This is a genomic window from Aurantimonas marina (assembly GCF_017183135.1).
Taxonomy (GTDB): Bacteria; Pseudomonadota; Alphaproteobacteria; order Rhizobiales; family Rhizobiaceae; genus Aurantimonas; species Aurantimonas marina.
Genome location: NZ_JADDXW010000003.1, coordinates 75,988 through 101,728 on the forward strand (window position 1 = coordinate 75,988; position 25,741 = coordinate 101,728).

The window sequence follows — 25,741 nt, forward strand, 5'->3', positions numbered from 1 at the left end:
CTCACTCCACCACGAAGCGCACCGCTTTGTCCCAGGGCGGCTCGTCCTTTGCCGTCACGGCAATGGCGGCCTCCCAAAGCCCCGTGCCGAGCTCGGTCGGAGCGGCGTAGGTTCCGCCCAGGCCGGGTTTCAACTGGAGGATGCGATCCTCCCGCTCGGTCGTCGGTCGGCCGATCGTCGCCTCGACGGACACGTTGCGAATGGCGCGTCCCTCGGCGTCGGCGAGACTGACCGCGAAGACCCCGTCCTCGTAAGACGTATGCACGGTCCAGCCGAGCGCCGCCTGGCGCCGCTTCACGGCCGTTTGCGCATTGAAGCGCTGGCTCTCGACATAGGAGTTCTGGACAACGAGGCCGCTCCAGCTGGAATTGGCGAAATAGGCAAGCACGAGATTCACCGAAATGATCGTCCCGAAGAACAGGGCCATCACGGCAACCATGTGCCAGCCGGTGAATTCACGCGGTCGAAACAGGCGAGCCAGCATGGTCAATCCTCCAGAACTTCGAAGATCGCCGCATAGGTGTCCGTCTCTTCCGATGCCCGATCCTTGACGACGAAGCGGAAATCGGTCGCGCCCGGTTTGACGGTCTCGGGCGGCTGCGAAACGAAGACACGCAATGTGCGCAGTTTATCGGGTTCCACCGGCACTGAGAAGCTGGTCCCGGCCGGTTGCTCAATCTCGTTGATGCTCATGGTCGCACCGGGGAGACCCTCGATACCGAGCGTGATCACGCGGGGCTCCGGGATCATGTTGAGCAGCTTGACCGTGTAGCCGTTGCGGATCGAGCCGTCGCTCAACGTCACGGCGACCGGATTGCGGTCGTGCTGGACGTTGATCTCGAGCCTGTCGCGCGCCATCAGCGCGATGAACAAGGCGGCGCCGATTGCCGCCCATACAGTGGTATAGATCAACGTCCGCAGCCGGAAGATGATCCGCCAGTCGAAGTGGCGAAGATTGTCGCGGAAGCGACCGTTCTCGTCCCGCACCCGGGACGGGTCGATCATCCCGCTCACCGGATCGGTCGCGATCGCGAGATTGGCGTCGTAATCGCGCAGCGTCGCGTAGGAAATCAGCCCGCGCTCCCGGCCGAGCCGGTCCATCACCGAATCGCAGGCATCGATGCACAACGCACAGGTGATGCAGCCCAGCTGTTGCCCGTCGCGGATGTCGATGCCGGTTGGGCAGACCGCGACACAGGCATTGCAGTCGACGCAGTCGCCGACCGCAAGTCCGGCCGCCGCCGCCTTCTTGGCCCCGCGCGTGCGCGGTTCGCCGCGCCAGTCGTTGTATGTAACGGTGAGTGAGTCCTCGTCCAGCATCGCCGCCTGGATGCGCGGCCAGGGGCACATGTAGATGCAGACCTGTTCGCGCATGAGACCACCAAACACATAGGTGGTGGCAGTTAGAATGCCGACGGTGGCGTAGGCGACGAAGGGCGCTTCCCCGAGGATGAAGCTGGTGAGCAGTTTCGGCGCGTCGGCGAAATAGAAGATCCAGGCGCCGCCGGTGGCCAGGGCGATCGCCAGCCACGTGGTGTGCTTGAAGACGCGCTTGCGGATCTTGTCGGCGCTCCACGGTGCCTTGTCCAGCCGGATGCGGGCGTTGCGGTCACCCTCGAAGAATCGCTCGACGACGAGAAATAGGTCGGTCCAGACCGTCTGCGGACAGGTATAGCCGCACCAGGCCCGTCCGACGACGGAGGTGATCAGAAACAGGCCGACGCCGGCCATGACCAGCAATCCGGCGACGAAGAAGAATTCCTGCGGCCAGATCTCGATGAAGAAGAAATAGAACCGGCGATTGGCCAGATCGACGAGGACCGCCTGGTCGGGAGCGTAAGGCCCGCGATCCCATCGCAGCCATGGCGTGACGTAGTAGATGCCGAGCGTGATCGCCATGACGATCCATTTCAAGCGGCGGAAATTGCCTTCGGCACGCTTGGGAAAGATCTTCTGACGCGGCGCATACAGAGGCTGGCTCTGCTGGCGCCCGCCGGCATTGACGGCCTCGACGTCGATTGGCGTTATTTCGGTGGGTTGGTCCAAAATCCACTCCTGCATCGCCGGACGGCCCCCGGCATGAACGACCATCTTTTCGCTGCAACGGCTCGCCTTATCCTTGACCCAGATCAACCACCCGTTTTGACCGCCGTATTCGAGCGTGAGACACTTTGCGTCAAACGCCTGCCGTCAGGCAGGGAGGAAGCAATGGATTCCGGTCCGGACAAGGCTTGCACGCGCGATTTCAGCAACGCGGAAATGGGCGTCCTCGCCCATCTCTATCGCGGCGAAATCTATCGCTCCACGATCTGGCGGACCCGGCTCGACACCACGACGAACTGGGCGGTGGTCACGCTCGGCATCGCGCTATCGATTGCGTTTTCATCGCCCGATGCCTCACCGCTGCCGCTGGTTCTGGTCGGCATCCTGATTCTGTTCTTTCTGCTGCTGGAGGCCCGCCGCTACCGCTATTTCAACGTCTGGCGTGCGCGAGCGCGCTGGATGGAAAACAATTTCTACGCGCCGATGCTGCGGGACGGCAATCTGCACACCGAAAGCGGCTGGGCGCAGGTTCTCGCCGACAACTATCTGCACCCGGTCTATCATATCAGCCAGGCCACTGCGATCGGCCGGCGGATTCGCCGAAACTACCTCTGGATCCTGCTGATCCAGACCGCCGCCTATGTCGGAAAGCTGATGGTGCACCCCACCGCCGTCGGCTCCCTGACAGAGTTCGTCGAACGGGCCGATATCGGCCCGTTCCCGGGCGAAGCGGTGCTCGCCATCGGCGTTTTCTACGTCGTCAGCTGGACGACGATCGCGATCTGGATCGCCCGCAGCGACGCGGCGAAATTCAGATCTCGGGGATCGTCATCCAGTTCGATGGGTTGAGTGCGGCTTTCCCCTCTATTCGCCGCCGCCAAGGCTATGGACATAGACGGCGAGTTGCTTGGCGGTCAGATCGCCCAAGCGATCGCCCCAGCCGGGCATGACGCCATGCCGTGGCAAAGTGATCTGCGCGATGATGTCCTTCTCCTCGCCGCCATAGAGCCAGAGCGCATCGTTGAGGCGTGGCGCCCCGAGTTCACGAACACCCTCGCCCGCCTCGCCATGGCAGGCGGCGCAATTGTCGGCATAGACCGTCGCGCCGTTCTCGGCCGCCGCGGCGTCAGCCTCCTGGCCCGAGAGCTTGCGCACATAGGCAGCGGCTGCGGCGATCTGCTCGCGATCGAGGATTCCGTCCCGGCCGAACGCCGGCATTTCGGACACTCGGGTCTCGTCGTCCTCGCCGTAGCGCACGCCATGAAGGATCGTCGTGTAGATATCCTCCACGCCGCCGCCCCAGAGCCAGGCGTCATCATTGAGGTTGGGATAGCCGACGCTGCCGGCCGCGCCGGACCCGTGACACTGGACGCAGTTGACCTTGAAGGCTGCGCTGCCCGCAGAGATCGCGAGCTGGCGCAGATTGTCGTCGGCCGCAATATCCGTCACGGAGGATGCCTTGATCGCCTCGATGCGATCGATATTCTGCGCTTCGGCGCGCGCCATCTCCGCGCGCAGATCAGCACGGCTCGACCAGCCCAGCACACCCTTCGTCGCCGAATTGACCAGCGGCCAGGCCGGATAGAGCACCATGTAGACCAAGGCAAAGGCGATCGAGGCGTAGAAGGTCCACAGCCACCATCGCGGCATCGGGTTGTCGAGTTCCTTGATGCCGTCCCAGGAATGGCCGGTGGTGTCGACTCCCGTCACCGCGTCGATGTCTTTTTCTTCCGCCATCGATCAATCCTCCTTGAACGGAATGCGTGCGGCTTCGTCAGCCGCCTTGCGAGCCCCTGGTCTCAGGACCCAGACGACGACGGCGACGAAGACGAGCGTCAGGTAGAGGAGCCCCCAGCTGTCGGCGAAGGTGCGCATACTCTGGTATTCGAAATCCATCTTTCGCCCCTTACCGGTCGTTGAGTTCAGGCTTGTAGGCCGAGAAGTCGACCAGCGTTCCAAGCATTTGCAGGTAGGCGACGAGCGCGTCCATTTCGGTCAGCTTTTGCCGATCGCCGTCGAAATTGCTGACCACGGCCTTGGGATAGCGCTCGAGAAGCGCCGACGTGTCGGCCTCCGGGTCCGCCTGGGCGCGCAAGTCGGCCTTGGCGTTCTCGATCATCGCATCGGTGTAGGGCACGCCGACACGGCGGTTGGCGACCAGATGGCCAGCCGGATCCTCCACCACCAGTTCCTTCCGCAGGAAGGCGTAGGTCGGCATGACCGATTCCGGCACGACCGAGCGTGGATCGGTCAGGTGCTGCACCTGCCACTCGTCCGAATAGCGGCCGCCGACGCGGGCCAGATCCGGCCCCGTTCGCTTCGACCCCCACTGGAACGGATGATCGTACATCGACTCCGCCGCCAGACTGTACGGGCCATAGCGTTCCACCTCGTCGCGGAACGGCCGGATCATCTGGCTGTGGCAGGTGTAGCAACCCTCGCGGATATAGATGTTGCGGCCTGCCAGCTCGAGCGGGGAGTAGGGCCGTACGCCGTCCACCTTCTCGATCGTGTTCTCGAGATAGAAGAGCGGCGCGATCTCGACGACGCCGCCGACGCTGACGACGAGGAGGGACAGAACCAGCAGAAGACTGGCGTTGCGTTCGATCTTGCCGTGATGCCTGAACAGCAGTTTGTGGTGCGGAAGTGCCATTGCCGCGTCTCCTTACTTGGCCGTCGCGAGAGCGGGCGCAGAGCCACCCATCGGGGATTCCTGGCGGATGTCGCCACGGATCGTCTTGTAGACGTTGAACGCCATGACCAGCCCGCCGGTGAGGTAGAGCAGGCCGCCCACCATGCGCAGCACGTAGTAGGGATACATGGCGGCGACGGTTTCGGCGAAGGAGTAGACCAGATATCCCTGGTCGTCGTACTCGCGCCACATCAGGCCCTGCATGATGCCCGACACCCACATCACCGCCGCGTAGACCACGATGCCGAGCGTCGCGAGCCAGAAGTGCCAGTTGACGAGGCGCATGCTGTAGAGCCGCTCGCGGTGCCAGAGTTTCGGCACGAGGTGATAGACCGCTCCGAAGGAGATCAGGCCGACCCAGCCGAGCGCGCCGGAATGCACGTGACCGATGGTCCAGTCGGTGTAGTGCGACAGCGAGTTCACCGTCTTGATCGACATCATCGGCCCTTCGAAGGTCGACATGCCGTAAAAGGCCACGGAAACGACGAGCATCCGCAGGATCGGGTCGGTGCGCAGCTTGTCCCAGGCGCCCTGCAGGGTCATCAGGCCGTTGATCATGCCACCCCATGAGGGCATCCAGAGCATGATCGAAAACACCATGCCGAGCGTCTGCGCCCAATCGGGCAGCGCGGTATAGTGCAGATGATGGGGACCGGCCCATATGTAGAGGAAGATCAGCGACCAGAAGTGGACGATCGACAACCGGTAGGAATAAACCGGGCGGTTCGCCTGTTTCGGGATGAAATAATACATCATCCCGAGGAAACCGGCGGTTAGGAAGAAGCCGACGGCGTTATGCCCGTACCACCACTGGGTCAGCGCGTCCTGCACGCCGGCGAACGCCGAATAGCTCTTGGCGCCGAGAAGCGAGACCGGCATCGACAGTCCGTTGACGACGTGCAGCATCGCGACGGTGACGATGAAGGCCAGATAGAACCAGTTGGCGACGTAGATGTGCGGTTCCTTGCGCCTGATCAGCGTGCCGAGGAACACCGCGAGATACGCGACCCAGACGACGGTGAGCCACAGATCCACATACCATTCGGGCTCGGCGTATTCCTTGCTCTGGGTGATGCCGAGCAAATAGCCGGTCGCCGCCATGACGATGAAGAGCTGATAACCCCAGAATACGAACCAGGCGAGGTTGCCGCCCCAGAGCCGTGCCTGGGTGGTGCGCTGGACGACATAGAATGACGTTGCGATCAGCGCGTTGCCTCCAAAGGCAAACACCACCGCGGACGTGTGCAGCGGGCGAAGCCGGCCGAAATTAAGCCACGGCTCGAAGTTGAGCTCAGGCCAGGCGAGTTGGGACGCGGCGAGAACACCGACCAGGAATCCGGTGACCCCCCAGAACACGGTGGCGATGACGCCGTAGCGCACGACCTCGTCCGCATAGCCGGCCTCGCTTGCCTTCAGCGGAATCTGTTTCGCTTCGGCAAGGGCTTGTTTGTCAACGAATTCGATACGCCGCAGCAAGATGACAGTGGCGACGGCCAGCACGAAAAACAGCACCCAGGCATGAGCCTCGAACAGCGCATCCCTGGCGAAGGCCGCGCCGAGCAACGCCAGTAGCGCCGCCAGGCCGACCAGGATCGCCTCAACCTGATTCTTCATGACCAATGTTCTCCAATATCCCTCACGGCGCAACGAAACCCGGCCGATTGCGCAGCGACGCCCGCTCGCTCTTTGCCAGCGTCCAAAAGCCTTCGCTTTGACCTGGATCAAGGAGACTGGCAGCCGCCGACCTCTATGAATGGTCCGGACGATGACCGCCGCCGGAGTCGAGACATGCGATCCAGAGCACAAGCCAGACGCGCGATCGGGCGTGGAGCCGCCTCATTGCGGTCGGTCGGTGCCGGCGCTTTCGTGGGCGGCGAGAGCCTCGTCGGCCGGCTCAACGGTCATTTCCGGGTTCTTTCGGACCTGTGCGACCGCCTGGAGGAGATCGCCGACCGCCTCCCCGACAATGTGAATCGGCAGGACGCGCTGCATGTCGCGCGAAGTGTATGCCCGACCGTGCGCCGCGCGCATGATTTTGAGGAAACTCTTCTTTTCCCACTGCTGAAATCGTGCTTTGCCAAGGACACCGCCATCGGCGAAGCGCTGAACAACCTTCATTTCGAGCATTGGGAAGACGAGATGTTTGCCGAGGAATTGGCGGAGGGGCTCGTCAGCTTCGTCAGTGGTCTCGAGCCGCGCAACCCGGAGGCCCTCGGCTATATGCTGCGTGGATTTTTCGGAGGCATGCGGCGCCACATCACCTTCGAGAGGGCACACATCGTTCCGCTTGTGCAACAGATCGAAGGGAGCGGCCATGCGTGATTCGGCAACGATCCTGGCCCGCCACAGCGAGCCCGTTCCCCGCTATACGAGCTATCCGACAGCGCCGCATTTCCAATCGGATCTCGGCGCGGGCTTGCTGCCCACGATGCTGGCCGGGATTACCGGCGACAAGCGCGTTTCACTGTACATCCACGTTCCCTACTGCGACCGGCTGTGCTGGTTCTGCGGCTGCCACACCAAACATACTCGCCAGTACGCACCAGTGGCCGATTATGTGGATTCGCTGCTGCGCGAGATCGCGCTGGTCTCGCGAGCGGTCGGCTTTCCCGCACCGGTGGCGCAGCTCCATTTCGGCGGCGGCTCCCCCAGTCTGATGCGCTCCGGCGACTTTCAACGCCTGTCCGATGCGCTTCGCGAGGCCTTTACGATCGACCAGGCGAGTGAAATCAGCGTCGAGATCGACCCGTCCGATGTCACGGACGATACGCTGGACGGTCTCAAGGCGCTGGGCATGACGCGAGCCAGCATCGGCGTTCAGGATTTCGATCCCGCCGTGCAGACCGCCATCAACCGACCGCAGAGCTTCGAACTGACCCGTGACGTCGTCGCCAGCCTGCGTTCGATCGGCATCGACTCGTTGAATATCGACGCCCTATACGGCCTGCCGTTGCAGACCGAACAGCGGCTTGCGACAACCTTGGATAAGGTCGTCGATCTCGCACCGGACCGCATCGCGCTGTTCGGTTATGCCCACATGCCGTGGCTGAAGAAGCACCAGACGATGATCCGGGACGAGGACCTGCCAGATCAGGGGGAGCGATTCGGCCAGGCGCGCCTCGCCGAGGCGGCACTGGTCGCGGCCGGCTACGCGGCGATCGGCATCGATCACTTCGCGCTGCCCCACGACACGCTCGCCGAAGCCGCGCGGACGGGCAGGCTGCATCGCAATTTCCAGGGCTACACAACAGATGCCTGCGAGACGCTGATCGGGCTCGGCGCCTCTTCGATCGGCCGGTTTCGCGACGGCTATGTGCAGAACATCGTTCCGACTGCAACCTATCGCGCCGCACTGGAAGCCGGCCTCCTTCCCGTCGGACGCGGCTACCGGCTGAGCGATGATGATCGCATCCGCGCTCATCTGATCGAACGGCTGATGTGCGACTTCACGGTCTCGTTTGCGGATATGGAAGCGCGATTCGGCGCCGCGGCCGCGCCCTATATCGCGGAAGCTCGCCAGATCGCCGCGAGCGACGCCGACCGGCTCTGCCGCGTCGAGGCCGACCGCTTCGTCATCCCGGACGACGCCCGGCCATTCACACGCATCGTCGCGGCCCGGTTCGACGCGCATCTGCAGACATCGGCATTCCGGTATTCCAAGGCGGTGTGAAGCGGGCGACCTGACCGGCCGAGACGCCGACCCTCAGCGGTCGACTTCGCAGCAATCCCGCAACCGGCGCAGATCGGGCACGGTGATGGTCCTGTTGTGCTCGACGACGATCGTGCCGGCCTTTCGCAGCTTGGTGATCTGGCGGCTGACCGTCTCGATGGTGAGACCGAGGAAATCGGCGATGTCGGCACGCTTGAGCGGCAATTCGAAGCAGATGGGACCGTCCTTGGCCTTATGCTCAGGGTCGATATGGGATGCGATCAGGTACAGGAAGCTTGCGACCTTCTCCGTCGCGGACTTGCGGCCGAGCGTCAGAAGCCAGTCGCGGGCCTCATCGAGTTCCTTCAGAGCCTGTTCGTGCAGCTTGTGCCCGAGTTCCGGCGATCCGTCGATCATGTCTTCGATCACGCTCTTGGGAAACGAACAGAGGGTCACGTCCGTCGCCGCTTCGGCCGAGACGTCGCTTCGGCTCTTGAAGGGGCGGCCCAGAAAATCGGGCGCGAACTGTAATCCGACGATCTGCTGCCGTCCGTCGGCCATCAGCCGCGTCAATTTCACGACCCCGCTCAAGATGTTGGAATAGCGGCGAACGTCGTCTCCGGTCGCAGTGAGTTCCTCGTCGCTGCCATAGGCATGTTTGGACGTATGCTTGCTGAGCTTGACCAGTTGATCCGGCTTGAGCGCGCCGCAGACGCCGCGATGGCGGGCCTCGCAGGCGCGGCAGAGCGCCGGGACCTCGGAATTGTGAATGTCCTGCCGCTCAACTCGGGAGGTCTGGGCCATCGTTTTTGTCATCCGCGCTGTTCCCCCCAGCGCAGTGTTAAAGAAGATGGGCGGCCGATTCAAACCCTGTTTGACGTCAGCAGGCCTGCCAACCGGCATCGACCGGAATTACGGCTCCATGAACGTATCGCGCCGCCTGCGAGGCGAGGAACACCGCCGCTCCGCCGGTGTCGGACGGCGCGCCCCAGCGCCCCGCCGAAATGCACCGCGCGATCGAAGCGGCGGCCAGCGCCGCGACCATCTGCCTGCCGAGCTTTCCGGACGTGGAAGCCGCCTTCGACGACGCTTCGCCGGCCGCGACGGCGGAGCGCTATCTCGGGCTCGGTGCCGGCGAAGTCGTGGTCAAGGACGGTCGCGATCCGGCTCTCGTCGCCTATGCCGACAAACGCCAGGACGTCGCCGCCGAAACGGTCACACAGCCACTCGATACGACCGGCGCCGGCGACAGCTTCAGCGCGGCCTATCTCGCCGCCCGCCTCAGCGGTCTGCCGCCGGTCGAGGCCGCGCGCAAGGGCCATGCGCTGGCCGCGCAGGTCGTACGGCACTACGGCGCCTTGATGCGATAGCGGTTGGCGAGGCTGGCGAATTCCCTCTCGCCGGACTTTCTGCGACGCGGAAGAAATTCGGCCGTTGCGGTTCATGTTGCGGGCTGCTGCCTATATGGTCTTCGATCAGGAAGTTCCGCCCGAGGGTCATTTTTCAGACTGGCGGCGCGTGACGTGACGGTTCGGAGGCACAATGTGCGGCATCTGCGGTGAAATCCGGTTCGACGGGCAAAAGGCCTCGGCCGAGCGGCTTCAGCGCATGGGCGACTGCCTGGCTCCGCGCGGCCCGGACGGCTCCGGACAGGTGATGCGCGGCCGGGTCGGCCTGGGCCACCGGCGGTTGAAGATCATCGATCTGTCCGACAAGGCCGAGCAACCGATGGTCGATTCGGAACTCGGGCTGACGATCGCCTTCAACGGCTGCATCTACAATTATCCTGAGCTACGCAAGGAGCTTGAAGGCAAGGGCTATCGCTTCTTCTCGCATGGCGACACGGAGGTCATCCTCAAGGCCTATCACGCCTGGGGGCGCGATTGCGTCAAGCACTTCCACGGCATGTTCGCCTTCGCCATCCACGAGCGCGATAGCGGCCGGGTTCTGCTCGCCCGCGACCGCTTCGGCATCAAGCCGCTCTATCTGTCGCAGAACGCCGAACGCCTCTATCTCGCCTCCTCACTACCGGCGATCCTGAAGACCGGCGACGTCGATACGTCGATCGACCGCGAGGCGCTGCACCACTACATGACGTTCCACGCCGTGGTGCCGCCGCCCCTGACCATCGTTAAGGGCGTGCGCAAGCTCCCCCCGGCGACGACCCGGCTGATCGAGGCGGACGGCAGCTTCGACGACGATATGTACTGGGCGCCCGAATTCGGACCGCGCCCCGGCGACGACAAGTTGTCCTCCGACGACTGGCGCGACATGGTGCTGGAATCGCTCAAGACCGCGGTCGCCCGCCGCATGGTCGCCGACGTTCCGGTCGGGGTGCTCCTGTCGGGCGGCGTCGATTCCTCGCTGATCGTCGGGCTTCTCGCCGAGGCCGGGCAGAAGGACCTCAACACCTTCTCGATCGGCTTCGAGGACGCCAATGGCGAGGTCGGCAACGAGTTCGAATTCTCCGACCTGATCGCCAATCACTACGGCACCGAGCACCACAAGATCTTCGTGCCCGGCTCGGAACTGATGGAGCATCTGCCCGGCACCATCGCGGCGATGTCGGAACCGATGGTCTCCTACGACAATGTCGGCTTCTACCTCCTGTCGCGCGAGGTCTCCAAGCACATCAAGGTGGTCCAGTCCGGCCAGGGTGCCGACGAAATCTTCGGCGGCTATCACTGGTATCCGCCGATGGTCGGCGCCAATGATTCGCTCGCCGCCTACAGCCATGCCTTCTTCGACCGCTCGCATGAGCGGCTGCTGAGCCACATTTCGCCGGAATGGCACACCGAAACTGACGTCAGCCGCGAATTCGTCGAACGGCATTTCGCCATGCCGGGCGCGGAAAACCCCGTCGACAAGGCGCTGAGAATCGACGCCCACGTCATGCTGGTCGACGATCCGGTCAAGCGGGTCGACAACATGACCATGGCCTGGGGATTGGAAGCGCGGGTGCCCTTCCTCGACCACGAACTGGTGGAACTCGCGGCGCGCGTTCCGGCGGCGGAGAAGCTGAAACAGGACGGCAAGGGCGTCCTCAAGGAAGTCGCCCGTCAGGTCGTCCCGTCCGCTGTGATCGACCGCAAGAAGGGCTATTTCCCGGTTCCCCAGCTCAAATACATCTCCGGGCCCTATCTCGACATGGTACGCGACACGCTGACATCCGAAAGCGCCAAGTCGCGCGGCTTGTTCCGCGGCGACTATCTCGAGACGCTGTTCGCCGATCCGGCGGCCCACATCACGCCGCTACGCGGCTCGGAACTCTGGCAGGTCGCGCTTCTCGAATTGTGGCTCCAGCAGCAAGGGATCTAGCGCCGCGATGGCAGACCACCGGCCCAGGACCCAGCCCAATATCGACCACCGCCTGAGGCGGATGCGGACCGATGGCATCAAGGCGCCGATCGGCAAGCACGATCCAAATGTGCCCGCGGCCGAGAAAAATGCCTATCTCGATTGCGGCTGGGGACGGCTGGTCTTCGCCCAGACCTTCGAGGACCCGACGGAACTGGTGCGCAGCCTGCGCGAGGAAGGTCCCGACCGCCGCGATATCGCGTTCTACGCGCGCGACCCGCATGTGCTTTTGAGCCACGCGCCCCAGGAGCTGTTCCTCGACCCCTCGCACACCTACCGGCTGGACCTGTCGACCTATCGCAGCGATCCGCGCCGGCCGCGCGGCTATTTCATCCGCCGCCTGTCCTCCGAGCAGGACGCCACCGAGGTCAACCGCATCTACCAGAGCCGCGGCATGGTGCAGGTGCATCCGTCCTTCTTCTGGTCCAACCGCGACAACAGGGCGCTGACCTATTTCGTCGCCGAGGACGAAACCACCGGCGCCATCCTCGGTACCGTGACGGGCGTCCACAACCGGCGCGCCTTTGCCGACCCGGAGAATGGTTCCTCGCTCTGGTGCCTCGCGGTCGACCCCCAGGCAACGCATCCGGGTATCGGTGAGGCGCTAGTGCGCCGGCTGGCCGAGCATTTCCAGGCACGCGGCTGTGCGTTCATGGATCTCTCGGTCATGCATGACAACGAGCTGGCGATCGGGCTCTATGAGAAGCTCGGCTTCTACAGGGTTCCGTATTTTGCCGTGAAGCGCAAGAACGAGATCAACGAGAAGCTGTTCACCGGCCCAGGCGCCGATTACGACAGCCTGAACCCTTACGCCCGCATCATCGTGGACGAGGCGCGGCGGCGGGGCATCCATACCGAAGTAACGGACGCGGCCGGAGGCTTTTTCCGTCTGACCCAGGGCGGCCGCACCATCCATTGCCGCGAGAGCCTGTCAGAACTGACGTCTGCCATCGCGATGTCGATCTGCGACGACAAATCGGTGACCCGCCGCATGGTCGAGGCCGCCGGCGTCGCGGTACCCGATCAGATCGATGCCGACGGCGACAACAAGGCGCTCGCGGCCTTCATCGCTCGGCACGGACAGATCGTCGTCAAGCCGGCGCGGGGCGAACAAGGACGCGGCATCGCCGTCGGAATCGAAACCGTCGAGGACGCTGAGCGCGCGATCACGGTGGCGCGCGAGCAATCGGAACGGGTGCTGCTGGAATCGTGCTTCGACGGCCACGACCTCCGGCTGATCGTCATCGACTATCGCCTGGTCGCCGCCGCCCTGCGCAAGCCGCCGCAGGTCACCGGCGACGGCCGCTCCAGCGTCCGCGAACTGATCGAACATCTGTCCCGGCGCCGGGCGGCTGCGACAGCCGGCGAAAGCCGGGTGCCGCTCGACGCCGAGACCGAGCGCTGCATTAAGAATACAGGTCATGCCCTGGACGACGTCCTGGCGAAGGGCGAGCGCATCGCCGTGCGCAAGACCGCGAATCTTCACACCGGCGGCACCATCCACGACGTGACCGGCGAAGTGCATCCGGTTCTCGTCGAGGCAGCGATCGCCGCCGCCCGGGCGATCGAGATTCCGGTGACGGGCATCGATCTGATGATCAAGGCGCCGCAATTGCCGGACTATGTCTTCATCGAAGCGAACGAACGGCCGGGGTTGGCCAATCACGAGCCGCAACCGACGGCCGAGCGCTTCATCGATCTCTTGTTTCCGCTGTCAATTCCGTTTTCAGTGCGCGCCGCCAGAACGCGTAAACATAAATCCAGGAAGGACGGCTAGGTGCCAAGGCTTGCCATCGATGCGCAGTATCTAACGGACCAGCTGAAGGCGCTTCTCGATATTCCCAGCCCCACCGGCTATACGGACACCGTCGTTCGCCATGTCGCCAAGGAGCTTGAGCGCCTCGGCCTGACGGTCGAACTGACCCGGCGCGGCGCGATCTCGGCGCTCAGGCAAGGCTCCCGGCGCGCCTCGGCCCGGGCGATCGTCAGCCATCTCGATACGCTCGGCGCCCAGGTCAAGCGACTGAAGGAGAACGGCCGCCTTGAACTCGTGCCGATCGGCCACTGGTCGGCGCGCTTCGCCGAGGGCGCGCGCGCCACGTTGTTCACCGACTCCGGCACCTATCGTGGCACGATCCTGCCGCTGAAGGCCTCCGGCCATACCTATAACGACGAGATCGACACCATGCCGGTCGGCTGGGATTACGTCGAGCTGCGGGTCGACGCGCTCGGCCGTGATACCCGCGAACTGCAAGCCCTCGGCATCGAGATCGGCGATACGGTGGCGATCGATCCGCAGCCTGAGTTTCTCGACAACGGCTTCATCGTCTCGCGCCATCTCGACAACAAGGCCGGCGTCGCGGTCATGCTCGCCGCGATCGAGGCAATGGAGCGCGCCGAGGCGTCGACGCCCGTCGACATGCACTGGCTGTTCACCATCGCCGAGGAGGTCGGCGTTGGCGCCGCCTCGATCCTGACGCCCGACGTCGCCTCGATGATTGCGGTCGACAACGGCACCTCGGCGCCCGGCCAAAACTCGTCGGAGTTCGGCGTCACCATCGCCATGGCCGACCAGACCGGCCCGTTCGACTATCATCTGACCAAGAAGCTCGTCCGGCTCTGCCAGGAAGAGGACATCCGCTACCAGAAGGATATCTTCCGCTTCTATCGTTCCGATTCGGCGTCCGCGATCGAGGCCGGCCACGATGTGCGTACCGCACTGATCACCTTCGGTGTCGACGCCTCGCATGGCTACGAACGCATCCACATGCATGCGCTGCGCTCGCTCGCCGAGCTCGTCACGGCCTACGCCACATCCCCGGTCGAGATCGAGCGGGATCGCAACCAGCATGCCGGAATCAAGGGGTTCACCCGGCAGCCGGCGGTCGAGGCGGAGCAGGAGCTTGCCGAGGATTCCGACCCGGCCGAGTGAGGGCCCGCCGTCCCGCCGGATCTGGGAGGGCGTCGAACCTTCCTCTGTTCATAAGATCGCCCGACCGCGATAATAGGGAACATCGCGGTTCGGTGTGGAACTGCGCCGTCGACAACAGGGGATGACTGGCATGACATCCGAAAAGATCCTGGCGCTGGCCGAGGCGTGGTGGCGCGATATCGAGGCGACCGCCGCGGCCCATCCCTCCATCGCGGTCATGGGTCTGGTGCTCGCCCTTTTGTCGCTTCTTCTGTCGCGAAGCCTGCTTGTGTTCGTCGCCGCGGCGTTTCTAGCCGTTGCCGCCATCCTCGTTACTGAGCCGGTCGTCGACCCGCTCAGACGCGAGACCCTCGTCGCCGGATTCTTTCTGGCGATCGTTGCCGTCTCCTTCGTGGCGATGATGCTACGGCTGCGCTTGCGTCAGGCATGCATCGACCTGCGCCGCGCGGCGGCGGAAGCAAACGAATGGCAAGCCCTCTATCAGGATGAAGTGCGCTGGCGGCAGGCCGGCGGCGACTCGCGAGACCGACTGCCGCCGGGCGGCTGAGCCCAATCGCCGCGTCGAGATCCGCTCCAGTCATCGGGTCAGGTTTCGGCAGAGACCTCGGCGCGATCGATCGCATCCGTTGCATCGCCCGCCGCAGCCTCGCTTTCGACCAGTTTCGTCGCCACCGTCGAGGATGCCTTGAGCGTGCGGTGAACCGGGCATTTGTCGGCGATTTCCAGGAGCTTGGCTTCCCATTCCTCCGGCACACCACCCTCGATGTGGATGCGGCGGGTGAACTGATCGATCTTGCCGTCGCGCACCCGCTCATCCTCGGTGCAGGTTTCGCAGTCCTTGAAGTGTATCTTTCGATGCGCGACATCGACCGTGATCCGGCCGAGATCGAGCTTCTTGCGATCGGCGTACATGCGCAGCGTCATCGAGGTGCAGCTCGCGAGCGCAGCCGACAGGAAGTCATAGGGCGAGGGGCCGCTGTCGAGCCCGCCGACGCTTTCCGGCTCGTCGGACAAGAGCCGATGACGGCCCGCATGCACCGCGTTCTGAAACTTGCCGCCGAAGGTCTCGCGCACCCCGACATGCTCGATCGCCGTCTCGCCCTGCGGTTGGTCCGGACCGATGTAACGGGTCACCCAGCCGGCGACGACCTCAGCCGCGAACTCGGCATCGGCGCGCTTCGTCAACAGATGATCGGCACCGTCCAGTGAGACGAAGCTCTTCGGGTGCCGCGCGGCGGTAAAGATCGCGCTGGCATTGTCGATGCCGACGAGCTCGTCGACCGGCGAATGCATGATCATCAGCGCCTTGCGCATCGTCGCGATGCGATCCGTCAGTTGCGTGCCGCGGATGTCGTCGAGAAACTGCCGGCGGATCGTGAAGGGACGGCTGGCCAGTTTCACAGCAACCGCCCCCTCCGCCTCGATGTCGTCGACATGGGCCGCGAACTGTTTTTCGACATGGCTCGCATCGGCGGGCGCCGCGATCGTGACCACCGCCTTGACCTCGGGAATATCCCCGGCGACGGCAAGTACGGCGGCACCTCCCAGCGAATGACCGACCAGGATCGCCGGTGCCGCGAAATTGGCCCGGAGGTAATCGGCTGCGCTCTTCAGATCGGCGACGTTGGAGGAAAAGTTGGTGGAGGCGAATTCGCCCTCGCTGGAGCCGAGACCGGTGAAATCGAAGCGCAGCACGGCGATGCCCTGTCCGGCCAAGCAATTGGCGATGGTCCGAGCCGCCTGAAGGTCCTTGGAACAGGTGAAGCAATGCGCGAACAGCGCATAGGCGCGCACCGGGCCGAGCGGCAGATCGAGCCGCGCCGACAGGGCGTTGCCGGAATGACCTTTGAAATCGAGGCGCAGAATCGAATTTGTCATGTCGGCGAGGTCCCCTCTCTTGCCTTGAACAACGTGAGACGATAGCCGCTTTTCGACCTGACCGGCAGGGCGGCTGCGATCACAGGATGCGGAAAACCCGTTTGCTCGCAGATGCGCGCCGCACCTGATCAGACAGGCAGCTCTGTCGCTCGGCCCGCGCGCTCGATGCACCGTCGGCCGATGCACCTACATGGCTCAGGTCCGCACAAATCTCTCCGATTGGAGGCCACAATGGTCCAACCCGACGATCTCTCCCAGCTCGGCCATGAGGCCCGACCGGCCTCCTCTCCCGACGAAGCCGTGCTTGAGACCGTGCCTTACGCGCGCGGAGCTGGCGCGCCGGCCATCGTCCGCTTCACCTGCCCGGAATTCACCTCGCTCTGCCCGGTCACCGGGCAGCCGGATTTCGCCCATCTCGTTATCGACTACGCCCCGGACGAAAAGCTGGTGGAATCGAAATCGCTGAAGCTGTTCCTGACCAGTTTCCGTAACCATGGCGCCTTCCATGAAGACTGCACCATTGCCGTCGGGCGCCGCATCGTCGAGGCGACGAAGCCGCTCTGGCTCAGGATCGGCGGCTATTGGTATCCGCGCGGCGGCATCCCAATCGACGTGTTCTGGCAGACAGGCCCCGCTCCCGAAGGCGTCTACCTCCCCGATCAGGGCGTGCCGTCCTATCGCGGCCGCGGCTGAGCGGCCGGCCTATCGCCATTGAACGGCGCGCCGCTTCGGCTTAGGACGCCTCAACGGACGCAATGGGGCAAGGCATGGAACTCGACAGCATCGAAGACGCGATCGCGGCGATCGCGGCGGGAGAACCAGTCGTCGTCGTCGACGACACCGACCGGGAGAACGAAGGCGATTTGATCATGGCGGCGTCGAAGGCGACGCCCGAGCGGATCGCCTTCATGATCCGCCACACCAGCGGCATCATCTGCGTGCCGATGACCGCGGAACGGGCCGACAAGCTGAATCTGCCTCCGATGGTCGCCAACAATCTCGACCCGATGCGCACCGCCTTTACCGTCTCGGTCGACTACAAGATCGGCATGACGACGGGCATCTCCGCCGAGGAACGCACGAACACCGTGCGGGCGCTGGCCAACGACAATTGCGCCGGAACCGACTTTCTCAGGCCTGGCCACATCTTCCCGCTGATCGCGCGGGACGGCGGCGTTTTGACCCGCTCCGGCCATACCGAGGCCGGCACCGACCTTGCCAAGCTCGCCGGGCTGGAGCCAGCCGGCGTGCTCGCCGAGGTCGTCAACGACGACGGCACGGTCAAGCGCCTCACCGAGCTCGTTCCCTTCGCGCGGGAACACGGGCTGAAGATCATCTCGATCGAGGATCTCATCTCCTATCGCATCCGGCGGGAATCCTTCGTCACCTGTGTCAAGCAGGAAGCAATGACCGTCGGCGGCATGGCCGCCCAGGTGCGGATCTACGAGACCCCCTTCGACCAGATGCAGCATGTTGTCGCCGTCTTCGGCGACGTGCGCGACGGCGAGAAGGTGCCGACCCGCATCCACCGCGAGCAGCCGGTGCTCGACCTGTTCGGCCGCACCCGCGAGGCAAAGACCTGGGTGGAGGTCGCCGTCGACCAGTTGAAAAGCCACGGGCGCGGCGTGCTGATGCTGCTCAGGACCCCCAATGTCGACGATTTCGAGACCAGCGACGCCGTGGCGGACCACGCCGACGGCGAGCGCCACGGCAGCGCGCTGAAACGCCAGCAGCGCTGGCGCGAGATCGGCGTCGGTGCCCAGATCCTGCGCGATCTTCACATCCGGTCGATTTCGGTCCTGGCGACGCACGAACGCGCCTATGTCGGCCTTACCGGCTTCGGCATCGAGGTCGCCGGCACGATCCTGGTCGAGGATTGACCGGCGCTCGCGACCAACTCGGCCGGTCGGGCCGAGCCGGCCCGCTGCCCGTGCGCACCGCCTCGATGAACAGCCGCAGCGCCGACCGACGGAGCGTTGCATGAGACCTATGGAGCGCACCCGCGTCGCCATCATCGGCGGCGGCCCCGCCGGGTTGCTGCTGGCGCTCATCCTTCACCGGGCGGGGATCGACAGCGTCGTCCTGGAACGCGGGAGCCGCGACGACGTCTTGTCGCGCATGGGCGCCGACATGCTGGAAAAAGCCACCACGGACATCTTGCGGACAGCCGGCGTCGGCGGCCGTCTCGACCGCGAGGGGCTCGTCCATGACGGGTTCGACATCGCGTGGCGCGGCGAAGTGCTGCACATCCCGCTTCGCGATCTGACCGGCAAGACCGTCACCATATACGGCGAAACCGAGCTCACGCACGACCTTTACGACGCGCTCGACGAAGCCGGCGTTCCCGTCATCCACGAGGCCGAGGACGTCCGGCTGTGGGACATCACGACCGACGCGCCGTTCGTGACCTTCCATACCCAGGACGGCGAGCACAGCCTCGAATGCGATTACGTCGCCGGCTGCGACGGCTTTCACGGCGTTTGCCGCCAGACCATTCCGGCCGATCTGCTGCGGACCTTCGAACGGGTTTATCCGTTCGGCTGGCTCGGCATCTTCACCCGGACGCCGCCGATCCAGGACGAGCTGATCTACGCCCATCACGCGTGCGGCTTCGCGCTCTGTTCGCTCAGAAGTCCGCAATTGTCGCGCTACTACCTCCAGTGCGACGCCGCCGACGCCATCGCCAACTGGCCGGACGAACGCTTCTTCGACGAGCTTGAGGCGCGTCTGCCGTCGCGGGTTGCCGCTCATCTCAAGCGCGGTCCGTCGATCGAGAAATCGATCACGCCGCTCAGATCCTTCGTCGCCGAGCCGATGGGCCACGGCCGGCTGTTCCTGGCCGGGGACGCGGCGCATATCGTGCCGCCGACCGGCGCCAAGGGGCTGAATCTCGCCGTTTCCGACGTCCATTATTTGTCGCGGGCGCTGATCGCCCATTACCGCGACAAGGACGACCATCTCCTCGACACCTATTCCGAGACGGCGCTCGCCCGGGTCTGGAAGGCCGAGCGCTTTTCCTGGTGGTTCACCTCGATGATCCACATGTTCGAGGCGGATGGCGCCTTCTCCCAGCGCATCCAGGACGCCGAATTCGACTATCTCGCCGGCTCGCAAGCGGCGCAGACGGCGCTGGCGGAGAATTACGTGGGGCTGCCGTATTAGCGACGGTCGTCGCCGCTTCGCTCCCATTCGGGTCTCCGACAACGACGCACGATATCGCCCGCGCCACGTTTGCGGCCGGCGTATGCATTCCCCGACACTGGCTCCTCCTTCCGCTTCGTTTTGATTCTCTGTCCCGCCCTTAAGCTCCTCGCGAAGCTCGTCGCTGGCGGGCCCCTGCTGCCGCTCTCACGAGCGGCGGGACGCCGGAGGCGAACCCTCCGACTGTTTTACGTCATACGGTCCGCCTCCGGCATCCCGCGCGGCGTTTGACCAACCCTTCGACACGGGCGCCCTTGCCTTGAGTGGGCTCCCGTGCGCTGCCGGCTCTTCGGCCCTTGCGGGGCCTCAAGCGGACCGATCCGCAGACCCCTCATTAGTGGGGGACGGTCCGGCGGAGCAAAGGGTCGTCCGGGCCGGATGCTTCTCCGGAAGAAGCCCCGTCGCGGACACCGCACCGCCAGGGATTTCTCCCCTTGGCCCAACGAACGATCCCGGTGATCATTCGCGCCCGTTCCGTGGGCCGGCGGTGAGGGAAGTATGCGGGAGGGGAAAAGGGTGGGGAGAAAATTTTTGGAGAGGGAGGCTTCTTCCGAAGCTGCGCAGGCCCTTTGTTCACCATCGACGATGAGGGGCGCCGGCATCCAAACCTCGTCATCCCGGCCTTGAGCCGGGACCCATGCCGCGACCTTTATCCCCATCAAGTCCGTCGACGGATTGGCGGCTTCAGCGGCTTGGAATGGGTCCCGGCTCAAGGCCGGGATGACGACCACGTTAGACGGTTTCGCCAATCGCCAAGGCTGAGGATGCCGAGGTGCGAGGCTCGGCGCTTCTCTCCCTTTGTGGGCGAGAGGGGGCATAACCGCCCTTATGTAGCAGATGCACCAAACGGTGCTCGACGCTGCAAAGGGCTAGACGAAGGGTTCTTCGATGAACCGTCTAGCATTTCGTTCGCAAGGTAGGCTCGCGACTCCACAACCGGGCGCGAGTTCGGTTAGGTGGCGGGTATGGGCTTCTTCATACGTATAATTCTTGGCGCTGTGGCGCTTTTGTTTGTCGCGCCATTTGCTGCCATGCTGGCAGAACCGTTCTTCGCCGCCTTCCTTAGTGAAATGGGCATCGACACCGCCCTTTGGGGAAGGCCGGTAGCGATGCTGATTTCCCAGCTTTGGTTTCAACTTCTGGCCGCCGGCGCGACTGGTGCCGCTATGGGCACATGGCTTCACTGGGGTGCAACTCGCTACGATCGTAAGAAGACCCCCATTCTTACCCAAACGGAACGTGCGGCTCGTTCGGTTTTGAGGCTTCGATTTTCTGGTCGAACGGAAGCCCCAACAGCCGTTTTTGAAGAAAATATAGCTTCTTGGTTTGCTTACTGGTCTCCGAGCGCTCGCATACACGACCAACATGGAAAGCCGCTTCTGGAGGTGCCGGCTTCATGGGCACTCTTCATAGTTTTTGAGCGTGAAGTCGACTATCGTCAAGCTACCGTTTCAGCATCCGGGGCTTCAGTTGAGCATTGGGAAATTAGGCAGGGTTTACCGTCGTCACTTGTGGTAACTTTCGCACAGACGCTGCCCCCGTGCGATGTCGAGATTGCTACGAAATTATAATCGGATCACGTCTGAACCGATTGTCTCATAGCACGCTGCCATAACCACCGCCATAAACTTGCCTCGCGATAGCTTGTTCGCGATGTTTGCTTCTCTTTCCTTTACGCTGATTGCCGCCAGCTTCTCGGCTGGCTGGGCACGGGTCACGCCCTTCCGCGTCAACTCAACCGGCGCGATTGCGTGCCTTGATGCAGCAATTGCCCTGGTGGGAACGCATGTCGGCTCGCCATGGCGGCGACCCTTCCTCAACTCTCCCAATCTTCCAGTTGGAGGCCTTCGACGCGTTCGAACTCGCGCCGGTTGTGCGTGATGAGCGTCAACGATCGCGCCATCGCCTGACCCGCGATGAGGACGTCATAGGGGCCGATCGGCAAACCCACGCCTGCGAGTTTCGCCCGAATCCTCGCGGCCTGTCGCGCGTCCTCATGATCGAGTTCGAGGATCTGGAACCGCAACTGCTCTACCCGAGCGAGGTTTTCCGCGGCCCGACGGCTTTTGTATGCCCCGAAATAGAGTTCATGCGCGACGACGACGGAGATGGCATAACGATGCGGCGGGTGCCGCTTGAGCCTCGCATGAACTTCGGCGTGGCCTTTCAACGCCGCGATGACCGCGTTGGTATCGAGCAGGAATTTCATTCGAAGACGCTGAAATCGCGTTCCTGTTCCTCTGTCGGGCGCGCCTTCGCCGCGCTCTCGAAATCACCGTCCACGGGGCCGATCAGATCGTCGAGCCACTTCCAGTCCTGCTCCACGGGTTCCAGGATGACGGCGCTGCCGTGCCGCCGGATACGCACGGTCTCGCCGGCGAACCGAAACTCCTTGGGAAGCCGGACCGCCTGGGAACGACCCGACCAGAAGACTTTCGCCGTGCTCATTCCAAACCTCCTAATGGTATATATCAAAAAGATATATTGACTGAGCGATGGCGACAAGCGCCACGACGTCATGGCGAGGAATTTTGGGCCGACCGTCTCGGTAAGAGAAGAGGCGGCCGCTGAGAGCACACCATCTTGCCGCGCAGGACCTCACATGACGAAAGACTGACCTCTTTTCAGCTTAGAATGCGCAAAATTTCGCCTCGCCTTGTCGCCGGCTCACGGCTTATGCAGAGTGACTGCAAGCTGTACCTCAACGAGGACGACCATATGGCCGAGCGCCCGTTCATCCTAGACGACGCCCGTTCCGACGACGGGATCGGCGCGCGCGAGCCTTCGCGTCCGGCGCGCATGGGGGAACTCGCCAGCCTGCCGGTGTTCTTCGACCTCGGGGCCAAGCGCGTCGTCATGGCGGGCGGCTCGGATGGCGCGGCCTGGAAGGCGGAATTGCTGGTGTCGGCCGGGGCGCATGTCGACCTCTATGCGCCGGCCGACGATCTCGACGAGGAGATGGCCGAGCTTCTGGCCGTTCCGCCGGCTGCGGGCCGCATCCTTCATCACGACCGGCCGTGGTCGGCCGACATTTTCGCCGGCGCGGCGATCGCTGTCGGCGATGTGGAGAGCGAAGCCGAGGCGCAGGCCTTTGCCTGCGCCGCGCGAGCGGCGGGGGTTCCGGTCAACGTCGTCGACAAGCCGGCCTTCTGCGATTTCCGCTTCGGCTCGATCGTCAATCGCTCGCCGGTGGTCATCGGCATTTCCACCGACGGCGCCGCGCCGATCCTCGGCCAGGCGATCCGCCGGCGCATCGAGACCTTGCTGCCGCCGGCGCTCGCCGGCTGGGCGGCGCTCGCGTCGAAGCTCCGTGCCGACGTGGTCGACCGCCTCGCGCCGGGGCCGCTGCGCCGCGCCTTCTGGGAACGCTTTTCCGACAAGGCTTTCACCACGAAGGCGCCAGACGCGAACGCCGAGAGCGACGCGCAACGATTCGTCGCCGACCTCGCCCGTTCGCCCGAGGCCGGCGGCCGCGTCACCCTGGTCGGCGCCGGGCCGGGCGAAGCCGAACTCCTGACGCTGAAGGCCGTGCGCGCCCTGCAGGCCGCCGACGTCATCCTGTTCGACGACCTGGTATCCGACGAGATTCTGGAACTGGCCCGCCGCGAGGCCAAGCGGATGCTGGTCGGCAAACGCGCCGCCCGCGAGAGCTGCCGCCAGGAAGACATCAACCGGATGATGGTGCAGTTCGCCAAGGCGGGCAAACACGTCGTGCGGCTGAAATCCGGCGACGTGTCGGTGTTCGGCCGAGCCGGCGAGGAACTCGACGAGCTGCATCGCGAGAACATCCCGGTGGCGATCGTGCCGGGCATCACCGCCGCCTCGGCGCTGGCGGCGACGTTCGGCGTCTCGCTGACCCACCGCGACCGCGCCCAGCAGGTGCGCTTCGTCACCGGGCACTCCAGAAAGGGCGACCTGCCGGAGGATCTCGACTGGCGGGCGCTGGCAGACGATCACGCCACCACGATCTTCTATATGGGTGGCCGGATGGCGCCGAAGATCGCCGCGCGGCTGATCGCCAATGGCCTGCCGGAGACGACGCCGGTGGCGGTCGCGGCGAATCTCTCCCGCGACGACGAAACCCGGGCCGCCGGCACGCTGGCCGGCCTCGGCGCGATCGTCGCTCAGATCGGCGTTGACCGGCCGATCCTCATCGGCGTCGGCCGGGTGTTCGCCGCGCATGCGCGGGCGGCGGCGAACGGGCCGACGGACGTCGCCGAAGTGGCCGCAGGCTGAGAGGCGGCGATCGCCCAGTTCGGCCGACGCTTACACGCCCGGGTCGATCCGCACCGTCGAGCGATCGAGGACTTCGCGCAGTGCGAAGGACGAGTTGATCCGAACGACATGGGGAAACGCCGACAGATGGGTCTTGTGGATGCGCTCGTAATCCTCGAGATCGCGGGCCGCGATCCGCAGGAGATAATCGTATTCGCCGGACATCAGAAAGCAGACAATCACGTTCGGGCAGCGCTTCGCCGCCGCCTCGAACTCGGCCAGTTGGCGCTCGCTCTGACCGGACAGGGAGATATGCACGACGACGGTGATCGGATGACCAAGGACGTGGTTGGACAGGCGCGCGTGATAGCTGAGAATCGCGCCGGCCGCCTCCAGCCGGTCGAGCCGGCGCGAGCAGGCCGACGGCGACAGGCCGACCCGCTCGGCCAGGGTGTTGTTCGCCAGTCGCCCTTCACGCTCCAAAGCCCGCATGATGGCAAGGTCGAATCGATCGATCGGTTCCATGCGCGGGATTTTTGCGCCGGACGTGCTCTCGGTGCAAGTTCCTTGTAGCCGCCGTGGTGGAGCCATCCCATTTCGACAGGACATTGCGGCCAGCTCGCGGCTCAATCGCGCGATCGCCCCGAGGAGGACCATCATGCGCGTTGGCTGCCCGAAAGAGATCAAGAACCACGAATACCGCGTCGGCCTGACGCCGTCGGCCGCTCGTGAATATGTCGCCCAGGGCCACGACGTGCTCATCGAGACGGGCGCTGGAGCGGGCATCGACGCCAGCGACGCCGACTATGAGGCCGCGGGCGCGACGATCGCCGCCGACGCAGCGGAGATCTTCAAGGCCGCCGACATGGTGGTGAAGGTCAAGGAGCCGCAGCCGAACGAGTGGGCGCAGCTGCGCGAGGGCCAGATCCTCTACACCTATCTCCATCTCGCGCCGGACCCGAAGCAGACCGAGGGGTTGCTGGCCTCGGGCGTCACCGCGATCGCCTATGAAACCGTCACCGACGGGCGCGGCGGCCTGCCGTTGCTGGCGCCGATGTCGGAGGTCGCGGGACGCCTGTCGATCCAGGCCGCCGCCCGCGCCCTGGAAAAGGCCCATGGCGGACGCGGCGTGCTGCTTGGCGGCGTTCCCGGCGTCGCCCCCGGCAAGATCGTCATCATCGGCGGCGGCGTCGTCGGCAAGGAAGCGGCCAAGATGGCGATCGGCCTCGGCGCCGACGTGACGATCCTCGACCGCTCGATCCCGCGCCTGCGCGACCTCGACGACCTCTTCGCCGGCCGGGTCCATACGCGCTATTCGACCAAGACCGCCATCGAGGAAGAGGTGTTCGCGGCTGACGCGGTGATCGGCGCGGTGCTGATACCGGGCGCGTCAGCGCCGAAGCTCGTCACCCGCGAGATGCTCGCCGGCATGAAGAAGGGCGCCGTCCTCGTCGACGTCGCCATCGACCAGGGCGGCTGCTTCGAGACCTCCCATGCGACGACCCACGCCGAGCCGACCTTCGAGGTCGACGGCATCGTCCATTACTGCGTCGCCAACATGCCGGGCGCCGTGCCGATCACCTCGGCCCACGCGCTCAACAATGCGACGCTGCCCTTCGGACTTTCGCTCGCGAACCGCAAGCTGGAGGCGCTGCTCGGCGACCCGCATCTGATGCACGGGCTCAACGTCCATCGCGGCCAGATCACCAACCGGGCCGTCGCCGAATCGCTGGGGCGCGAGATGGTCGACGCGAGAGAGGCGCTGGCCGGCTGA

At 64.5% G+C, this 25,741-nt stretch carries 27 protein-coding genes; 14 read left to right on the forward strand and 13 right to left on the reverse strand.

Translation table 11 applies throughout. The features are described 5' to 3' along the window. Position 1 precedes the first annotated feature (1 nt). Both ING15_RS04715 and ccoG read right to left on the reverse strand, forming a co-directional pair. Positions 2-484: a FixH family protein gene (locus ING15_RS04715; protein WP_206453640.1), complete on the reverse strand. Its 483-nt coding sequence runs from the start codon at positions 482-484 to the stop codon at positions 2-4. Between the two features lie 2 nt (positions 485-486). Next, positions 487-2,061, reverse strand: coding sequence for a cytochrome c oxidase accessory protein CcoG (gene ccoG / locus ING15_RS04720; RefSeq protein ID WP_206453836.1), 1,575 nt, complete (start codon positions 2,059-2,061; stop codon positions 487-489). 147 nt (positions 2,062-2,208) lie between these two features. Between ccoG and ING15_RS04725 the strand changes: the two genes are divergently transcribed. After that, the gene (locus ING15_RS04725) at positions 2,209-2,892 is read left to right on the forward strand and encodes a DUF2270 domain-containing protein (RefSeq protein ID WP_232845570.1); all 684 of its coding nucleotides are present in this window, start codon (positions 2,209-2,211) and stop codon (positions 2,890-2,892) included. A 15-nt stretch (positions 2,893-2,907) separates the two neighbouring features. Here ING15_RS04725 and ccoP read toward each other — a convergent pair whose 3' ends face one another. The 4 genes from ccoP to ccoN are packed head-to-tail and all read right to left on the reverse strand — an operon-like array spanning position 2,908 to position 6,349. Further along, positions 2,908-3,780 (reverse strand): cytochrome-c oxidase, cbb3-type subunit III, encoded by an 873-nt coding sequence (gene ccoP / locus ING15_RS04730; RefSeq protein WP_206453641.1) that lies wholly within the window; start codon positions 3,778-3,780, stop codon positions 2,908-2,910. A gap of 3 nt (positions 3,781-3,783) precedes the next feature. Then, complete coding sequence (locus ING15_RS04735; RefSeq protein WP_206453642.1) at positions 3,784-3,939, reverse strand: cbb3-type cytochrome c oxidase subunit 3; 156 nt, start codon at positions 3,937-3,939, stop codon at positions 3,784-3,786. 10 nt (positions 3,940-3,949) lie between these two features. Continuing rightward, positions 3,950-4,696: a cytochrome-c oxidase, cbb3-type subunit II gene (ccoO, locus tag ING15_RS04740; RefSeq protein ID WP_206453643.1), complete on the reverse strand. Its 747-nt coding sequence runs from the start codon at positions 4,694-4,696 to the stop codon at positions 3,950-3,952. A 12-nt stretch (positions 4,697-4,708) separates the two neighbouring features. Continuing rightward, positions 4,709-6,349, reverse strand: coding sequence for a cytochrome-c oxidase, cbb3-type subunit I (gene ccoN, locus ING15_RS04745; RefSeq protein ID WP_206453644.1), 1,641 nt, complete (start codon positions 6,347-6,349; stop codon positions 4,709-4,711). 225 nt (positions 6,350-6,574) lie between these two features. Between ccoN and ING15_RS04750 the strand changes: the two genes are divergently transcribed. Both ING15_RS04750 and hemN read left to right on the forward strand, forming a co-directional pair. After that, the gene (locus ING15_RS04750; RefSeq protein WP_206453645.1) at positions 6,575-7,057 is read left to right on the forward strand and encodes a hemerythrin domain-containing protein; all 483 of its coding nucleotides are present in this window, start codon (positions 6,575-6,577) and stop codon (positions 7,055-7,057) included. Then, entirely contained in the window at positions 7,050-8,405 is a 1,356-nt protein-coding gene (gene hemN / locus ING15_RS04755; RefSeq protein ID WP_206453646.1) for an oxygen-independent coproporphyrinogen III oxidase, read from the forward strand. The genes ING15_RS04750 and hemN overlap by 8 nt, the downstream gene beginning before the upstream one ends. 33 nt (positions 8,406-8,438) lie before the next feature. Here the strand turns inward: hemN and ING15_RS04760 are convergent, their stop codons facing one another. Together ING15_RS04760 and ING15_RS04765 are read right to left on the reverse strand one after the other, a co-directional pair. Further along, positions 8,439-9,200, reverse strand: a complete 762-nt coding sequence (locus ING15_RS04760; protein ID WP_232845571.1) for a Crp/Fnr family transcriptional regulator — start codon at positions 9,198-9,200, stop codon at positions 8,439-8,441. A gap of 64 nt (positions 9,201-9,264) precedes the next feature. Then, positions 9,265-9,429 carry an SDR family oxidoreductase gene (locus ING15_RS04765; protein ID WP_206453647.1) on the reverse strand — a complete coding sequence of 55 codons (165 nt, stop codon included), beginning with the start codon at positions 9,427-9,429 and terminating at the stop codon, positions 9,265-9,267. On the opposite strand from ING15_RS04765, the gene ING15_RS04770 reads away from it, so the two are divergent. The 5 genes from ING15_RS04770 (at position 9,356) to ING15_RS04790 (ending at position 15,220) form a co-directional block, all read left to right on the forward strand. Further along, the gene (locus ING15_RS04770) at positions 9,356-9,754 is read left to right on the forward strand and encodes a PfkB family carbohydrate kinase (protein ID WP_332873765.1); all 399 of its coding nucleotides are present in this window, start codon (positions 9,356-9,358) and stop codon (positions 9,752-9,754) included. The two genes, ING15_RS04765 and ING15_RS04770, sit on opposite strands and share 74 nt — an antisense overlap. A gap of 172 nt (positions 9,755-9,926) precedes the next feature. After that, entirely contained in the window at positions 9,927-11,702 is a 1,776-nt protein-coding gene (locus ING15_RS04775; RefSeq protein WP_206453649.1) for an N-acetylglutaminylglutamine amidotransferase, read from the forward strand. Positions 11,703-11,709: 7 nt separating this feature from the next. After that, entirely contained in the window at positions 11,710-13,518 is a 1,809-nt protein-coding gene (ngg, locus tag ING15_RS04780; RefSeq protein ID WP_206453650.1) for an N-acetylglutaminylglutamine synthetase, read from the forward strand. Then, positions 13,519-14,673 carry an osmoprotectant NAGGN system M42 family peptidase gene (locus ING15_RS04785; protein WP_206453651.1) on the forward strand — a complete coding sequence of 385 codons (1,155 nt, stop codon included), beginning with the start codon at positions 13,519-13,521 and terminating at the stop codon, positions 14,671-14,673. Between the two features lie 130 nt (positions 14,674-14,803). Then, positions 14,804-15,220, forward strand: a complete 417-nt coding sequence (locus tag ING15_RS04790) for a hypothetical protein (protein ID WP_206453652.1) — start codon at positions 14,804-14,806, stop codon at positions 15,218-15,220. Between the two features lie 38 nt (positions 15,221-15,258). On the opposite strand, the gene ING15_RS04795 is transcribed toward ING15_RS04790, so the two are convergent. Then, positions 15,259-16,551: a bifunctional alpha/beta hydrolase/OsmC family protein gene (locus ING15_RS04795; RefSeq protein WP_206453653.1), complete on the reverse strand. Its 1,293-nt coding sequence runs from the start codon at positions 16,549-16,551 to the stop codon at positions 15,259-15,261. 231 nt (positions 16,552-16,782) lie between these two features. Here ING15_RS04795 and queF point away from each other — a divergent pair, with 231 nt between their 5' ends. The 4 genes from queF to ING15_RS04815 all read left to right on the forward strand — a co-directional run bounded on the left by queF (position 16,783) and on the right by ING15_RS04815 (position 21,323). After that, positions 16,783-17,244 (forward strand): preQ(1) synthase, encoded by a 462-nt coding sequence (gene queF / locus ING15_RS04800; RefSeq protein WP_206453654.1) that lies wholly within the window; start codon positions 16,783-16,785, stop codon positions 17,242-17,244. 74 nt (positions 17,245-17,318) lie between these two features. Next, a complete protein-coding gene (gene ribB, locus ING15_RS04805; RefSeq protein WP_206453655.1) occupies positions 17,319-18,431 on the forward strand; it encodes a 3,4-dihydroxy-2-butanone-4-phosphate synthase in 1,113 nt (370 codons plus the stop codon). Between the two features lie 100 nt (positions 18,432-18,531). After that, entirely contained in the window at positions 18,532-19,713 is a 1,182-nt protein-coding gene (gene pobA, locus ING15_RS04810) for a 4-hydroxybenzoate 3-monooxygenase (protein WP_232845572.1), read from the forward strand. A gap of 1,004 nt (positions 19,714-20,717) precedes the next feature. Next, positions 20,718-21,323 (forward strand): hypothetical protein, encoded by a 606-nt coding sequence (locus tag ING15_RS04815; RefSeq protein ID WP_206453656.1) that lies wholly within the window; start codon positions 20,718-20,720, stop codon positions 21,321-21,323. On the opposite strand, the gene ING15_RS19830 is transcribed toward ING15_RS04815, so the two are convergent. From ING15_RS19830 to ING15_RS04825, 3 genes are read right to left on the reverse strand one after another with little or no spacing between them, the layout of a single operon-like run. Beyond that, the gene (locus ING15_RS19830; protein WP_332873766.1) at positions 21,318-21,581 is read right to left on the reverse strand and encodes a DUF6471 domain-containing protein; all 264 of its coding nucleotides are present in this window, start codon (positions 21,579-21,581) and stop codon (positions 21,318-21,320) included. The genes ING15_RS04815 and ING15_RS19830 overlap by 6 nt on opposite strands. Then, positions 21,569-21,961, reverse strand: coding sequence for a type II toxin-antitoxin system VapC family toxin (locus tag ING15_RS04820; protein WP_206453657.1), 393 nt, complete (start codon positions 21,959-21,961; stop codon positions 21,569-21,571). Before ING15_RS04820 ends, ING15_RS19830 begins: the two co-directional genes overlap by 13 nt. Beyond that, positions 21,958-22,200, reverse strand: coding sequence for an antitoxin (locus ING15_RS04825; protein ID WP_206453658.1), 243 nt, complete (start codon positions 22,198-22,200; stop codon positions 21,958-21,960). Before ING15_RS04825 ends, ING15_RS04820 begins: the two co-directional genes overlap by 4 nt. A 351-nt stretch (positions 22,201-22,551) precedes the next feature. Between ING15_RS04825 and cysG the strand changes: the two genes are divergently transcribed. Next, positions 22,552-23,988: a siroheme synthase CysG gene (gene cysG / locus ING15_RS04830; protein ID WP_206453840.1), complete on the forward strand. Its 1,437-nt coding sequence runs from the start codon at positions 22,552-22,554 to the stop codon at positions 23,986-23,988. 30 nt (positions 23,989-24,018) lie between these two features. Here cysG and ING15_RS04835 read toward each other — a convergent pair whose 3' ends face one another. Further along, positions 24,019-24,492 carry an Lrp/AsnC family transcriptional regulator gene (locus ING15_RS04835; RefSeq protein ID WP_206453659.1) on the reverse strand — a complete coding sequence of 158 codons (474 nt, stop codon included), beginning with the start codon at positions 24,490-24,492 and terminating at the stop codon, positions 24,019-24,021. A gap of 133 nt (positions 24,493-24,625) precedes the next feature. On the opposite strand from ING15_RS04835, the gene ald reads away from it, so the two are divergent. Then, positions 24,626-25,741: an alanine dehydrogenase gene (gene ald / locus ING15_RS04840; RefSeq protein WP_206453660.1), complete on the forward strand. Its 1,116-nt coding sequence runs from the start codon at positions 24,626-24,628 to the stop codon at positions 25,739-25,741.

Excerpts from the sequence above, each read along its gene's own strand:
- ING15_RS04715 (WP_206453640.1), bottom strand. The coding sequence starts at position 484 with ATGCTGGCTCGCCTGTTTCGACCGCGTGAATTCACCGGCTGGCACATG.
- ccoG (WP_206453836.1), bottom strand. The coding sequence starts at position 2,061 with ATGCAGGAGTGGATTTTGGACCAACCCACCGAAATAACGCCAATCGAC.
- ING15_RS04725 (WP_232845570.1), top strand. The coding sequence starts at position 2,209 with ATGGATTCCGGTCCGGACAAGGCTTGCACGCGCGATTTCAGCAACGCG.
- ccoP (WP_206453641.1), bottom strand. The coding sequence starts at position 3,780 with ATGGCGGAAGAAAAAGACATCGACGCGGTGACGGGAGTCGACACCACC.
- ING15_RS04735 (WP_206453642.1), bottom strand. The coding sequence starts at position 3,939 with ATGGATTTCGAATACCAGAGTATGCGCACCTTCGCCGACAGCTGGGGG.
- ccoO (WP_206453643.1), bottom strand. The coding sequence starts at position 4,696 with ATGGCACTTCCGCACCACAAACTGCTGTTCAGGCATCACGGCAAGATC.
- ccoN (WP_206453644.1), bottom strand. The coding sequence starts at position 6,349 with ATGAAGAATCAGGTTGAGGCGATCCTGGTCGGCCTGGCGGCGCTACTG.
- hemN (WP_206453646.1), top strand. The coding sequence starts at position 7,050 with ATGCGTGATTCGGCAACGATCCTGGCCCGCCACAGCGAGCCCGTTCCC.
- ING15_RS04760 (WP_232845571.1), bottom strand. The coding sequence starts at position 9,200 with ATGACAAAAACGATGGCCCAGACCTCCCGAGTTGAGCGGCAGGACATT.
- ING15_RS04765 (WP_206453647.1), bottom strand. The coding sequence starts at position 9,429 with ATGGTCGCGGCGCTGGCCGCCGCTTCGATCGCGCGGTGCATTTCGGCG.
- ING15_RS04775 (WP_206453649.1), top strand. The coding sequence starts at position 9,927 with ATGTGCGGCATCTGCGGTGAAATCCGGTTCGACGGGCAAAAGGCCTCG.
- ngg (WP_206453650.1), top strand. The coding sequence starts at position 11,710 with ATGGCAGACCACCGGCCCAGGACCCAGCCCAATATCGACCACCGCCTG.
- ING15_RS04790 (WP_206453652.1), top strand. The coding sequence starts at position 14,804 with ATGACATCCGAAAAGATCCTGGCGCTGGCCGAGGCGTGGTGGCGCGAT.
- ING15_RS04795 (WP_206453653.1), bottom strand. The coding sequence starts at position 16,551 with ATGACAAATTCGATTCTGCGCCTCGATTTCAAAGGTCATTCCGGCAAC.
- queF (WP_206453654.1), top strand. The coding sequence starts at position 16,783 with ATGGTCCAACCCGACGATCTCTCCCAGCTCGGCCATGAGGCCCGACCG.
- ribB (WP_206453655.1), top strand. The coding sequence starts at position 17,319 with ATGGAACTCGACAGCATCGAAGACGCGATCGCGGCGATCGCGGCGGGA.
- pobA (WP_232845572.1), top strand. The coding sequence starts at position 18,532 with ATGAGACCTATGGAGCGCACCCGCGTCGCCATCATCGGCGGCGGCCCC.
- ING15_RS04815 (WP_206453656.1), top strand. The coding sequence starts at position 20,718 with ATGGGCTTCTTCATACGTATAATTCTTGGCGCTGTGGCGCTTTTGTTT.
- ING15_RS04820 (WP_206453657.1), bottom strand. The coding sequence starts at position 21,961 with ATGAAATTCCTGCTCGATACCAACGCGGTCATCGCGGCGTTGAAAGGC.
- ING15_RS04825 (WP_206453658.1), bottom strand. The coding sequence starts at position 22,200 with ATGAGCACGGCGAAAGTCTTCTGGTCGGGTCGTTCCCAGGCGGTCCGG.
- cysG (WP_206453840.1), top strand. The coding sequence starts at position 22,552 with ATGGGGGAACTCGCCAGCCTGCCGGTGTTCTTCGACCTCGGGGCCAAG.
- ING15_RS04835 (WP_206453659.1), bottom strand. The coding sequence starts at position 24,492 with ATGGAACCGATCGATCGATTCGACCTTGCCATCATGCGGGCTTTGGAG.
- ald (WP_206453660.1), top strand. The coding sequence starts at position 24,626 with ATGCGCGTTGGCTGCCCGAAAGAGATCAAGAACCACGAATACCGCGTC.